General features: G+C 40.7%; 10 protein-coding genes. 8 read left to right on the plus strand and 2 right to left on the minus strand.

Going from position 1 to position 13446, the window contains the following annotated elements:
• Positions 1-2: 2 nt before the first annotated feature.
• From EJN84_RS09125 to EJN84_RS09150, 6 genes are all read left to right on the plus strand, one after another.
• Complete coding sequence (locus EJN84_RS09125; RefSeq protein WP_129595134.1) at positions 3-2522, plus strand: glycoside hydrolase family 9 protein; 2520 nt, start codon at positions 3-5, stop codon at positions 2520-2522.
• Between the two features lie 43 nt (positions 2523-2565).
• Positions 2566-3792, plus strand: a complete 1227-nt coding sequence (locus tag EJN84_RS09130; RefSeq protein ID WP_165004223.1) for an AGE family epimerase/isomerase — start codon at positions 2566-2568, stop codon at positions 3790-3792.
• Positions 3793-3923: 131 nt separating this feature from the next.
• Entirely contained in the window at positions 3924-5783 is a 1860-nt protein-coding gene (locus EJN84_RS09135) for a hypothetical protein (protein WP_129595136.1), read from the plus strand.
• 43 nt (positions 5784-5826) lie between these two features.
• Positions 5827-6990: a glycoside hydrolase family 5 protein gene (locus EJN84_RS09140; protein WP_129595137.1), complete on the plus strand. Its 1164-nt coding sequence runs from the start codon at positions 5827-5829 to the stop codon at positions 6988-6990.
• 151 nt (positions 6991-7141) lie between these two features.
• Positions 7142-7477: a hypothetical protein gene (locus EJN84_RS12385; protein ID WP_143484813.1), complete on the plus strand. Its 336-nt coding sequence runs from the start codon at positions 7142-7144 to the stop codon at positions 7475-7477.
• Between the two features lie 154 nt (positions 7478-7631).
• Positions 7632-9155, plus strand: coding sequence for a sulfatase-like hydrolase/transferase (locus EJN84_RS09150; RefSeq protein ID WP_129595138.1), 1524 nt, complete (start codon positions 7632-7634; stop codon positions 9153-9155).
• 39 nt (positions 9156-9194) lie between these two features.
• Here the strand turns inward: EJN84_RS09150 and EJN84_RS09155 are convergent, their stop codons facing one another.
• A complete protein-coding gene (locus tag EJN84_RS09155) occupies positions 9195-10127 on the minus strand; it encodes a mechanosensitive ion channel family protein (RefSeq protein WP_129595139.1) in 933 nt (310 codons plus the stop codon).
• Between the two features lie 80 nt (positions 10128-10207).
• Between EJN84_RS09155 and EJN84_RS09160 the strand changes: the two genes are divergently transcribed.
• The gene (locus EJN84_RS09160; protein ID WP_165004226.1) at positions 10208-11035 is read left to right on the plus strand and encodes a tetratricopeptide repeat protein; all 828 of its coding nucleotides are present in this window, start codon (positions 10208-10210) and stop codon (positions 11033-11035) included.
• Positions 11036-11087: 52 nt separating this feature from the next.
• Here the strand turns inward: EJN84_RS09160 and EJN84_RS09165 are convergent, their stop codons facing one another.
• Positions 11088-12629: a helicase HerA-like domain-containing protein gene (locus tag EJN84_RS09165; protein WP_129595141.1), complete on the minus strand. Its 1542-nt coding sequence runs from the start codon at positions 12627-12629 to the stop codon at positions 11088-11090.
• Between the two features lie 142 nt (positions 12630-12771).
• On the opposite strand from EJN84_RS09165, the gene EJN84_RS09170 reads away from it, so the two are divergent.
• Positions 12772-13431, plus strand: coding sequence for a hypothetical protein (locus EJN84_RS09170; protein ID WP_129595142.1), 660 nt, complete (start codon positions 12772-12774; stop codon positions 13429-13431).
• The last annotated feature ends 15 nt before the right edge of the window (positions 13432-13446 follow it).

The following is a 13446-nucleotide window of genomic DNA, read 5'->3' on the forward strand; positions in this document are numbered from 1 at the left end:
TTATGAATAATAAACTATCTTTTCTCTTAGTTACTTTAACTGTATTACTAAGCATCTATTCACTGCATGCACAAGAGTTTATACTAGGTCCTACAGGTTATTTTCAGAATAAAGGCGTTGACGTTATGGCATTTGATGACATATATCCTGAAGGTCATCAGGGAGGAGTGTCTATTATTATGCACGGAAACAGAGTTGCAACAAACGGAGATATAAGGTTAGAACCTACACCGGGACAGTGGCAACCGGTTCCGAAGCAGATTAATCGCATTGCAGACATTGACAAAAACACTATTTCAGCATTTCTAATGTACCCTGATTCTTCTATGCATATGGCTGGATTTAACCCGATGATATACCCTGATTTAGTATTCAATTACTCGGTACATATTAGAGGTGAAGGTGGTTCTATTATAATAACGGTAGATCTTGATAGTCCAATTCCTGAAAAGTTTATCGGAAAAGTTGGTTTCAATCTTGAGCTTTTTCCGGGATCACTTTTCGGAAAACCTTGGATTATGGATGAGCAATCAGGAATATTTCCTCAACAGCCTAATGGACCAACAAAGTATGAACCCTCAAACCATAGTCATTCCGGGGACTTCAACCCAGAAGGACAGGCTTCAAAAAAACAACTCGCAGGTAAGGGTTATAGCCCAATTATTGCCGACGACATAGTCTCGATGCCTTATGCTGTGGGGAAGCGTTTTGTAGTCAGACCTGACGACCCTTATAATAAATTCATGATAGAGTCAAAGGGGACTGAACTTAAATTGTATGACGGACGCATGAATCACAATAATGGTTGGTTTGTTGTACGAAGTGAGATTCCTGAAGGTAAAACAAAAGGTGCGATAGAGTGGATTATTACTCCTAATGTTGTTTCTAACTGGATTTATAAGCCCATTGTACAAACCTCACAAGTTGGATACCATCCAAATCAGCAAAAAAAAGCGATTATTGAATTGGATAAAAGAGACACTGATATTCATAAACCTGTATTGTATAAAATCACATCGGAAGGAGACAAGGAGATTATGATAGATAATAGCAAGGAATGGGGACAATTCTTGAGATATAATTATCTTCAGTTCGATTTCACTGAAGTGACTGAAGAGGGTTTGTATCAGGTAAGATATGGTGATTCAATGTCTTCTGTGTTTAAAATTGCAAATGATGTATATGATCGTGGAGTCTGGCAACCGGTTCTTGAATATTTTTTACCTGTTCAGATGTGTCATATGCGGGTAAATGAAAAATATAGAGTTTGGCATGATTGCTGTCATATGGATGATGCGCGTATGGCGCCGGTTGATTTCAATCATATTGATGGCTATGCTCAAGGACCTTCTACGTTAACGAAGTATAATTCCGTTGATGTGGTTCCTGGTTTGAATATTGGTGGATGGCATGATGCTGGAGATTTTGACCTTCGCGTAGAATCGCAGGCTGGTGAAGCATATATTTTATCACTTGCTTATGAAGCATTTAAGGTAGATTATGATGTTACTTCAATAGATCAGCATAAAAGAATTACGGAAATTCATCAACCGGATGGAAAACCTGATTTGCTTCAGCAGATTGAGAATGGTGTTCTTTCTGTAGTTGGAGCTTATCGGTCATTGGGTCGTCTTTATCGCGGTATTATTTGCAATAATTTGCGCCAGTATGTAATGTTAGGAGATGCAGCTGCAATGACTGATAATGTTATTGGTAACGAGGATGATCGCTGGGTATTTACTGAAAACAATCCGGCTCGCGAACTGACCACTGCAGCCGAGTTGGCGGCGGCATCGCGTGTATTAAAAGGATTTAACGACACTCTCGGCATACAGGCATTAAAGTGTGCTCAAGAACTGTTTGAAATTACCGAACAAAACAATCGTTCTAAATCGGCTAAGGTGCAAGCTGCTGTTGAACTGTTTCTTACTACCGGTGATGTAAAATATAAAAACTGGCTTTTAAAAGAAACCGACTTTATAACAGATAATATAAATCGTTTTGGTTGGTTTCTTGGTCGAGCTGAAAAAAAAATTAACGATGCTGAATTTTCAAAATCTTTTAGACAAGCTCTGCATGGCTTACGTTCCGACTTAGTCAATCAGGCATCTGAAACACCTTACGGTATTCCTTACCGTCCTCATATCTGGGGCGCAGGGTGGGATATTCAGGAGTTTGGGTTCAAACATTATTTTCTGTACACTGCTTATCCGGATATTTTCGATTCTGACTACATTTACAATGCACTAAATTTCATTTTAGGATGTCATCCGGGATCAAATACAGCTTCATTCGCATCAGGAGTAGGTGCTAACTCTGCAACAGTTGCTTATGGTCTAAACAGGGCCGACTGGTCTTATATACCCGGAGGTGTTATATCCGGTACTGCTCTGATTCGTCCGGACTTCCCTGAATTGCTTGAATTCCCATATCTGTGGCAACAGGTTGAATATGTAATGGGAGGCGGATCTTCACACTATATGTTTCTTGTTCTTGCTGCTCAGCAGTTAATGTCGAAATAAATAAACCATGGTGAAATATTATATCATAACATGTTTATCAATAATGATTCTGCAGTTCGATATAACTGTAACTGCAGAATCATTAACTATAAGCAAATCTCAGCAATTAGTAAATGAGGTAGTTGAAGATCTGCAAGAGAATATTCTTCCTTTCTGGATCAAGTATGCACCTGACCCTTTAGGTGGGTTTTACGGAACATTAAAGAATAATGGAGAACCAATAAAAACAAGCCAAAAAGGTAGTGTTCTAAATGCACGAATACTTTGGACTTTTTCTGCGGCATATCTTATATTTAATGATTCGGATTATAAAGAGATAGCTGATCGAGCTCAAAAATACTTTGTTAATCATTTTATTGATACGGAGTATGGAGGTACTTATTGGAGTGTAAATGCAGATGGTTCGCCCGGAATTGTTGAAAAGCAAACTTATGGAATCGCATTTGGAATATATGGACTTGCAGAACATTATCGTGCCACAAACAACTGTGAAAGTCTGCAGTACGCAATTGAACTATATAGAACGTTAGAAAAGTATTCGTTTGACAATGATAATGGAGGTTACATAGAATCGTTTACTCGAAACTGGAAAAAACCAGAGCGTTATGGTTACGATGGTAAGGGTATTGCAGAAAAAACAATGAATACACATCTACATGTTTTGGAAGCATATACAACACTTTACAGAGTTTGGAAAGACCCGGTGCTGAAAGAACGGCTTAGAGGATTAATTGAAATTTTTCTAAATAAAATTATAGATCAAGACACTTGGCACCAACATCTATTCTTCACAAAAGATTGGCAAAATCTTGAAAATATTGATTCGTATGGACATGATATGGAGCTGTCATGGTTACTTTTAGAAGCAGCAGAAGTATTGGATGAAGAGGATATAATTGAAGAGGTATTGCCTGTTGGACTAAAACTCGTGGACACTCAGATGAGTGAAGGATGGACCAAGGAGGGTGCTATGTTGTATGAACGAAATAATGGAGAGATAAAGGGTGGTTTAGAATGGTGGCCTCAAGCCGAATCTGTTATTGCGTTTTACAATGCCTGGCAAATATCGAACGATGAAAAATATCTTGATGCTGCAATTAAGACTTGGAAATGGATTGAATCACATCTTATTGATAAAGAATATGGGGAATGGTTCGGTGGTCTTTTGCCTGATGGCACTCCCGATAGGAGTAGGCCGAAAGCTGATCTATGGAAATGTCCTTACCACAACAGTCGTATGGGATTTGAGTTGTTTAACAGGACACATTAATTAATCAGTATTTTCTTTATGAATATTGAAAAAAGAAACTTCCTTTTCTTTCGTTTTTGATTTTTGTTTTTAAACGACAAATTATATCGGAAATTTATATTGTCTAATACATTGAAAATAAATAAAATAAAATGAAAAAGTTAAAACTCTTTTTTCTCGTACTTGCCTGTATTTCTATAAATTTATCTATTACAGCGCAAAACTATAAAAATTTCAAGTGTGCTATTTACTGTCGAGCTTATGAAGTAAAAAAAATGAGTGATCCGAATTGGTTGAAAAATGCTTGGGATACAATTTCGAAACAAGTCCACGTAGATAAAATCTATCTGGAAACTCATCGTGACCTTTTAACAGTTGATGATGCAACTTTAGAAACAGCTATTCGATTTTTCAAAGGAAAAGGTCTTGAAGTCAGCGGTGGAATTACTTATACCATTAACGAAAGTAATAATTTCGAAACATTTTGCTATTCCAATCCTGAACATAGGCAGAAAGTAAAAGAAATAGCTGAGCTTACTGCACGTCACTTTGACGAATTTATTCTGGACGATTTCTTTTTTACCAATTGCAAATGTGATTTGTGTATCGCGGCAAAAGGTAATAAAAGTTGGACAGATTATCGTCTAGAGCTTATGAAAGATGCTGCTGCCAATTTGGTAATTAATCCGGCAAAAGCTGTAAATCCTAAGGTAAAGGTTATTATAAAGTATCCCAATTGGTACGAGCATTTTCAAGGTCTTGGTTTTAATTTGAAAGATGAACCGCCCTTATTTGATGGCATTTATACGGGTACTGAAACACGTGACCCTTCTTCCAATCAACATTTGCAACAATATGAAAGCTATGCTATTTTCAGGTATTTTGAAAATATAAAACCAGACCAAAACGGAGGCGGTTGGGTAGATACAGGTGGCTTACGCGATATCGACCGTTATGCTGAACAATTGTGGCTTACGCTTTTTGCAAAAGCTCCTGAAATAACATTGTTTGATATCCGGCAAATGCTTTATCCCCTGAAAGAAGATTTACGCCCCTCCTGGCAGGGCATTTTCAATTTTGAGGAAATGAAAAAACCTATTCCGCTTAAAGATGGTGGTGTATTTATTCCAACCAAAATGGCTCGGGCTGCTGGATATTCCCTTGAAACAGTTGATAAAGTTTTAGGGAAATTGGGGAAACCTGTTGGGGTGAAGAGTTATAAGCCATTTCATTCAGTAGGAGAAGATTTTTTACAAAATTACTTTAGCATGATAGGTATTCCGATTGAAATGGTTCCTGAATTTCCTAATAATGAACCAGTTGTGTTACTTACTGAAACTGCCTCTTTTGACCCGGATATTATCAATAAAATAAAAGCCCAACTGAAACGGGGAGGGAATGTGGTAGTTACTTCAGGTTTTTACAAAGCCATGGAAGGAAAAGGAATTGAAGATATTGTTGAGTTGCGAGTTACAGATCGGAAGGCAAACGTAAAAACTTTTTCGACAGGATGGGAAATATCTTTTTCTGGGAATGAAATGTTGATTCCCCAGATAAATTATTTGACCAATGATTCTTGGGAAATCATTTCTGCACTGGACGATACAAATGGTTGGCCTGTTTTACATTCAGCCGATTATTCAAAAGGAAAATTTTACGTTTGGACAATTCCCGATAATTTTGTTGATCTGTACAACTTGCCTGAATCTGTTTTAAATCGTTTACGTCAGGTCGTTGCTGGCCATTTAAATGTAAGGTTGGAAGGACCCGCCAAAATCAGTTTGTTTGTTTATGATAATCATTCATTTCTTGTACATTCGTTTCTCGATCAAGAAGTTTCTGTAAAAATTCTTTTGAATAAGAATGAGAATGAAATTACCGATGCGGTATCGGGTGAAAAAATCTCTGGTGAATCACAAAAATCTTCATTTGGTAACCCCAAAATTGATAGCGATGTAAAATTGTTTGAAATAAAAATAAAACCTCATTCATTCAGAGGATTCCGGTTTTAAGATAATTAAAAGAATAAGCAACTAATATTTGATAGAAAAAAATATGAAGCGACGTCAATTTTTGAAAACAACGGCTGTCGGCACCGCTTTGTTGGTGGTTAACCCTTCCCTGAATGCTTTTGAGACGGTTGATGACAAAAAGTCTACAAACAATCTGCCTCGCTGGCGTGGGTTTAATGTCCTCGACTTCTTTTCTCCTCAACGATATGTCGCAAATCCTGCTCGGTTTGCGGCGACGGAACAGGATTTTAAATGGATGGCCGACTGGGGATTCGACTTTGTCCGTATTCCTATGGCATATCCCAGCTATTTGAAGTATGATCCGGCTTCCGGAAGGGATATCACTCCCGAAGAAACAGTTGGGTTCAGGGAAGAAGCGATTGATGCTATCGAACAAGTAGTCTATACGGCCAATAAATACCATTTGCATGTAAGCCTCAATCTACATCGGGCCCCCGGTTTCTGTATCAATGCCGGATTTCACGAACCCTTTAACTTATGGAAGGACGAAGAGGCACAGCAGGCATTTTACCGGCACTGGGATATGTGGGCGAAACGGTTTAAAAATGTTTCCCCAGAATTATTAAGTTTCGATCTAGTCAACGAGCCTTGTTTCAAGGAAGATATGAACGATCAGTTCTCTCCGGCCACAGCCATTCCGGGAAGTATATACCGTAAAGTCGCTGTTGGATGCCTGGACGTTATCCACCGGCAGAATGCCGACAGAATGGTAGTTGCTGACGGGAATAACGGCGGTGCTTTAGTAATTCCCGAGTTGACTGATCTTCCCATAGGGCAAAGTTGCAGGGGCTATTATCCACATTATGTATCCCACTATCGAGCCGGTTGGGTATGGAAAAACCCCGATGATGCACCGGTGCCTGTATGGCCGGGTGTGATCAACGGTGAAAAATTTGACCGTAAGGTGCTCGAAGATTTTTATCGTCCCTGGACCGATCTGGTGAAGCAAGGTGTGGGGGTACATTGCGGTGAATGCGGATGTTACAATGAGACACCTCATGATGTTTTCCTCGCATGGTTTGAAGATATGTTGCAGATCCTCACCAGCCATCAGATCGGCTGGGCACTGTGGAATTTCCGGGGCGACTTCGGAGTGCTGGATTCAGGAAGAAAAGATGTGACATATGAAGCGTGGCACGGACATCAGCTGGATCGTAAGCTGTTGAACTTGCTTCAGAAGTATTGATAATTATGATTTTTATCAGAGTTATATTAATTCCCCATTCAATTATGAGGAAATATGTTTTTTTATTTTGATCCCTTTTTCTCAATCGATATTCGCTTCCATAAGGACTTACTCTTGTCCGGAAGAAATAAAGGCTTCCGATAGTTATACGTTGACAGTTGACGGTATTCCGGTGCATGTAATAGATAATCCTGTTCCTTGTTCATTTGCCGCTTTTGAGATGGAACAGGCTGTTTCTGTTGAAATTGAGAGCAAAGTAACGGTTAAATGGGTAGATGTTCGTCCTTTGAGTGCCGGGATTAAACCGGTGATCAAAGAGGATAAAATTTGTTTTACTATCACTGAACCAGGTAATTATAGTGTGGAGATCAACGGGAAGCTAAGTCATCCACTTTTTATTTTTCCAAGATCAGGGCTTCCGAAAGTATCTTTGAAACTTAAATGGGATTGGTACATTCACCGGGAGGCGTATTATGCCGGTATATGAGCCAATGACCAGTTAGAATACGGCGGTTCGTTTTTTCCATGGCTGGGCTATGAAAACGGAAATCAGGCAACTTATAATGCCTATAAACATTTTTGAAAAATATTCCGCAACGGATTGTAAATTCACATCAAGATTCTAAAATTTACGAGATATTATGAACAAAATATTTTCCGCTCTTTCTTTGGGGCTTATGACGTCGACCGGCTTTGCGCAGCAAATCGCCAAACCGAATATCGTGTTTATTTACGCAGATGATTTGGGATTTGGCGATTTGTCCTGTTATGGTGCAACGAGAGTTCAAACCCCAAATGTTGATGGCTTGGCACGGGATGGCATCCGTTTCGTGAATGCTCATTCGGCTGCGGCTACCAGTACACCCTCGCGTTACGGACTATTGACCGGTGAATATCCGTGGCGACGCAACGGAACGGGGATTGCGGCCGGCGATGCGGCTTTGATTATCAACCCCGAACGATGCACCGTTCCCAAAATATTGAAAGAAGCCGGATATGCCACCGGAGCTGTAGGCAAATGGCATTTGGGATTGGGCAGTGAAACGGGAAAACAAGACTGGAACGACAAGATAACGCCGGGCCCTAAAGAAATCGGTTTCGACTATTCCTATATTATGGCAGCAACGGCAGATCGTGTACCTTGCGTTTTTGTAGAGAATCAACGGGTTGTCGGTCTCGATCCCCGAGACCCGATACAGGTGAGCTATACGAAGAATTTTCCGGGAGAACCTACGGGTAAGAATAATCCGGAGTTGCTGACAAAATTAAGGCCCAGTCATGGTCACGACATGAGCATCGTGAATGGTATTTCGCGTATCGGATATATGAAAGGAGGAAAATCGGCATTGTGGAAGGATGAAAATATTGCCGACAGCATAACAGCCCATGCCGTGAAGTTTATTGAGGCAAACAAAGATAACCCTTTCTTCCTTTATTTTGCCACAAACGATGTTCACGTGCCACGTTATCCGAATTCGCGATTTTGGGGGAAGACCGATATGGGGTTTCGTGGCGACGCCATTGTACAGTTCGACTGGTCGGTTGGCGAAATCGTAAAAGCCTTGGAAAGTGCCGGGATTCGCGAAAACACGCTCATCATCATCACAAGCGATAATGGGCCTGTGGTAGATGACGGATATGCCGATCAGGCAGTGGAAAAACTGATGAACCATAAGCCGTGGGGGCCGTTTCGCGGAGGAAAATACAGCACATTTGAAGCAGGAACACGAGTACCATTTATAGTAAATTGGCAAGGGAAAATCGCCTCCAAAAAGTCGGAAGCTCTTGTTTCGCAAATTGACCTATTGGCGACGTTGGCACGCTTGGCATGCGTGGATATTTCTGCAAAGGAAGTTGCGGACAGCCGGGATCAGCTCGATGCCTGGTTGGGGCATGACGAAAAGGGGCGTGATTATATCATTGGTTCTGCAGACGGTTTGACCATTCTCACCTGGCAATGGAAATATATAGAGCCGAACAATGGTGCAGCATATAATCCGTTAACCCATACAGAATTGGGGAATGATTGGCATGACCAGCTTTACGATATGTTGCACGACCGCGGCGAATATGATAATGTTGCCACAGAAAATCCTCTGATTGTGCGTTTTCTGAAAGAAATTCTTCAGGAAGAAAAAAGCAAGGGTATCGGGTTGAGTTTATGAAAATATCATTCGATTTGCATTTGTTTTTTCTCAATCTTGTCATTCGAGTTTCACCTGATTTTTGTCGGCGAAATGCACGGTCATTTGCGGGAATGGGATATTAAGTCCATTGGCATTGAGTTGTTTATAAATCTCTTCCGTAAGGTCGAAATTGACTTCCCAATAATCGGACGATTTTACCCATACGCGTAGTACAAAATCTATGGAACTATCGTTCATCTTCGACATGCGTGCAAAGGGAGCGGGATCGTGAAGAATTTTCGGGTGTTGTGAAGCTGCATCCAAAAGAATTTTCTTTACCAATTCCACATCCGATCCATAATCGACACCGATTGGCAAATCAATGCGCCTATTTTCTTGGGTAGTGTAGTTGATAATGACTCCGGTAGAGAGTGGCCCGTTGGGTATATAAATAGTTTTGTTGTCGATCGTGGTAAGTGTAGTGTAAAGAATTCCCACTGTTTTAACAGTTCCTTCGGTGTTTTGTGCCTGGATGTAATCGCCTCCCTTAAACGGTTTATTGAAAAGCAGCATAACACCACCGGCAAAATTGGAGAGATTGTCTTTCACCGCCAGACCAATGGCTAAACCTGCCGAACCAATAATGGCTGCCAGTGAAACGGTCTGAGATCCGACAATATTGATAATCAGAATGAAAAGGCCGATGAACAGCATCACGTTCGTGAGATTGAGCAGGAATCCTTTCAGCGCCGAGTCCATCGATCGTTTCGAAAAAATATTGTTCAGAAATTTATTAATCTTGCGGATAATCCATTTTCCGATAAAAAATAAAACGAAGATTATCAACAGTTTTCCGAGTAGATCTATACTGAACGTAAGAAACTGATCCAACAATTCGTGGAAGCGGCCTTGCTTAATAAGTTCGGCCGTAGAGACTGTTTTTTCATCCAAGTTTTCGATCATCTTTGTGCCGGTGGAATCAGGCTGAGCTGCAAATAAGTTGGTAGGCATTATGATATATTTTATTGAAACTTCCGGCAAAAGTACAAAAAAACCATTAATTTTGCCACTCAAGATTTATGGATGAATCGATGAACAAATTTTATACATTTCTGATTTTTCTTTTTTCTATAACTTTTGCTTCTACTGCTCAAACGTACGAACAATGGATAGGCAAGTCGGCAGATCACATCGAACGAAACCGTCTCGACAGTGCCGAATATTCACTTAAAAAAGCGATCGAAACAGATCCGTCAAACCCGAATAATACTTCGCTTCTGATGAGTTTGGGTGTAATTCAGCGTGAATCGGGACGTTACGAGGATGCATACATGACTTTCACTGCAGCCTTAACTAATTATCCCGATTCGAAACTTGTCCTTCACAACCGAGCCGCTCTTCTTTGCGACATGGAACGCTACGACGAAGCGATGAACGATTACAACGAAATACTCCGACTCGATCCTTCGGATGTGCAAGCTTATTATCGGCGTGGAATTCTTCATCTCGAGCAAAAACAACGGGATTTGGCCGAAGTCGATTTTCGGAAAGCTCAACAAATAGACCCTGACAACATGTATTCGCTTTTGAGCAAGGCCTTGATTTACAAGCTTGATGACAATTGGATAGAAGCCGAAAAAATGTATTCGAGACTGATAGACAACGGCGAAAATGTAACCTCGGTTTTTTATTTGAATCGTGCAGAGTGTTATGTAAATACCGACCAGATTTTTAAGGCATCGGCCGATTTAAAATCTGCCGAACCAGGCGAAAGGCAAAATCCCTATTTTTATTTTCTCAGAGGAAGAGTTCGTTTGGCTCAATACGATAAGCTGGCGGCAAAAGCCGATTTCGAGAAAGCAAAGCAGTTGGGCTATGATCCTGAAATAGCCGATGAATGGATCAAGAAAGCCAAATAGAAAATCGAATGAAAAAGGCGTCGTAAAAACGAATTATGGCCTTCTTTGCTCTTTACCGTTTTTTCCAAAAAAGAGCTCCGAAAATGGACCGGGTGATCGTTCTCCCAATCTCGTTACTGATTTGACGTGTGGCGCTTTTCCCGACCTGATCCATCAAATCTCCCAGAAAACCCTGATCGGCTTTTCGTTGTCTTTCTTCTGCCCGTTTAGCTCTTTCGGCTTCGAGCAATGCTTTCTGAGCCTCTTTCTGTTGAAGGATCCGTTCTTTTTCTTCCTCGGCACGGTTACGTTCTTCCTCTAACAATTCCTGTTTACGGGAGAGAATTTCATAAGCCGATTCCCGATCGATCGATTTTTCATACACACCAAAAATGAAAGAACTTTTAATCAACTGATCACGTTCCGCAACAGTGAGAGGCCCAATTTGGGCTTGTGGTGGCAAAACATATGCACGTTGAACCATTTGAGGAGCTCCTTTTTCGTCAAGAAAAGAAATCAATGCTTCGCCGGTATTTAATTGCGTAATAACCTCTTCGGTATTAAATTTTGGATTAGGTCGAAATGTATTGGCAGCCACTTTCACCGCTTTCTGATCGTTGGGAGTATAAGAGCGAAGGGCATGTTGAACACGATTGCCAAGTTGCCCGAGAATATTTTCGGGAACATCGGAGGAATTTTGTGTGCAAAAATATACTCCAACGCCTTTCGAACGAACCAGACGAACAATTTGTTCCACTTTTTCCAGCAAGGGTTTTGGCATATCGTTGAAGAGTAGATGGGCTTCGTCGAAAAAGAACACAAGTTTCGGTTTGTCCACATCGCCAACTTCGGGTAGCGATTCATACAAATCATCAAGGAGCCAAAGCAGGAATGTAGTGTAAACGCGAGGTGAATTGATAAGCTTGTCAGCTGCGAGAATATTGATCACGCCCTTTCCTTGATCGGTTTGAATGAAATCGGTGATTTCGAATGCAGGTTCGCCGAAAAAATTGTCGCCACCCTGGCTTTCGAGCTGCATCAAACTTCGCTGAATGGCGCCGATGCTTGCAGGAGAAATATTTCCATATTGTGTGGTAAACCGAGCTCGGTTGTCGCCTATAAATTGCAACATTTTCTGCAAATCCTTCAAATCGATGAGTAGAAGGTTATTGTCGTCGGCAATTTTAAATGCGAGTGCGAGCACAGCGCTCTGAATATCATTAAGATTGAGTAGTCGTTCCAGCAGAATGGGTCCCATTTCGGAGACTGTCGTGCGGATGGGATGTCCTTGTTCGCCGAATACATCCCAAAAAGTTACAGGAAAAGCCTTGTACTCAAATCCCAAATCTTTGAGCCCGTATTCTTCAACACGTTTGTTGACACTTTCCTTGTTGCCTCCCGATTTGGCTACTCCCGAAAAATCCCCTTTCATGTCGGCGGCAAAAACGGGCACTCCCATTTCGCTAAAAGTTTCTGAAAGTGTTTGTAACGTAACGGTTTTTCCCGTACCTGTAGCTCCCGTTATCAACCCATGACGGTTTGCCATTTTAGGAATGATGCAAATATCAGCTTCCTCGTTTTTGGCAATAAGCGCTCTGTGAGATTGGTCGAACATAAAATCAGTTATTGGATAGTTTGTTGTTTATATATGCAAAGAAAAACATATTTATGGATTAAACAAAAAAATAAGTTTTGATATGCAATGAAAATCGTCTAACTTTATGGCGTAAAACATGTAACATCAAATTAATCATACTATGAGATGCTCATCTTTCTTCGGACTTTGTTTTTTTTCTGTTGCATTGGCAATGGCACCTTCAGTGAGCGCGATAGAAATATCGCATTATCTTTTTCCGGAGTTTAAGGAAGGATCGATTTTGATGAAAAATGGTGTGGTAACTAAAGCTCTTCTCAATTATAACGCTGCGACCGAAGAGATGGTGTTTATGCAAAACGACAAAGTTTTGGCACTTGCCGATGTTACGTTGATTCAGATCGACACGGTGTATATCGAAGACAGAAAATTTGTGTATCGTGACCGAAAAATTCTGGAAGTGTTATGCAGTTCACCCTATATTTTAATGGCACATTACAAATGTCGCGTCATCCCTCCCGGGAAACCGGCCGGTTATGGTGGCACTTCGCAGACTTCTGCATCCGACTCCTACTCCGGTTGGTCGCAGGGTGGAAAAATGTATGAGCTGCAATTGCCTGACGATTTTAAAGTCGTTCCTTATACGGTTTACAAACTGCAGAAGGGCTCAGAAATCAAAAACTTTACTTCGATGGGGCAATTCGGAAAGTATTACAAAAAAAAGAATAATCTTTTTCAGGATTATGTTCAGCAACACAAACCCGATTTCAACAATCAGTTGGCAATTGCCCAACTTGTGGCATATATGGAAACAAACGAATAATCTACAAAATTAAAT

It is taken from the genome of Seramator thermalis, assembly GCF_004138125.1.
Classification (GTDB): Bacteria; Bacteroidota; Bacteroidia; order Bacteroidales; family Dysgonomonadaceae; genus Seramator; species Seramator thermalis.

Bases quoted from the DNA above. Each gene is read 5' to 3' on its own strand.
- EJN84_RS09165 (WP_129595141.1), bottom strand. From the start codon at position 12,629: ATGTTCGACCAATCTCACAGAGCGCTTATTGCCAAAAACGAGGAAGCT.
- EJN84_RS09160 (WP_165004226.1), top strand. From the start codon at position 10,208: ATGAACAAATTTTATACATTTCTGATTTTTCTTTTTTCTATAACTTTT.
- EJN84_RS09135 (WP_129595136.1), top strand. From the start codon at position 3,924: ATGAAAAAGTTAAAACTCTTTTTTCTCGTACTTGCCTGTATTTCTATA.
- EJN84_RS09150 (WP_129595138.1), top strand. From the start codon at position 7,632: ATGAACAAAATATTTTCCGCTCTTTCTTTGGGGCTTATGACGTCGACC.
- EJN84_RS09155 (WP_129595139.1), bottom strand. From the start codon at position 10,127: ATGCCTACCAACTTATTTGCAGCTCAGCCTGATTCCACCGGCACAAAG.
- EJN84_RS09125 (WP_129595134.1), top strand. From the start codon at position 3: ATGAATAATAAACTATCTTTTCTCTTAGTTACTTTAACTGTATTACTA.
- EJN84_RS09170 (WP_129595142.1), top strand. From the start codon at position 12,772: ATGAGATGCTCATCTTTCTTCGGACTTTGTTTTTTTTCTGTTGCATTG.
- EJN84_RS09130 (WP_165004223.1), top strand. From the start codon at position 2,566: ATGATTCTGCAGTTCGATATAACTGTAACTGCAGAATCATTAACTATA.
- EJN84_RS09140 (WP_129595137.1), top strand. From the start codon at position 5,827: ATGAAGCGACGTCAATTTTTGAAAACAACGGCTGTCGGCACCGCTTTG.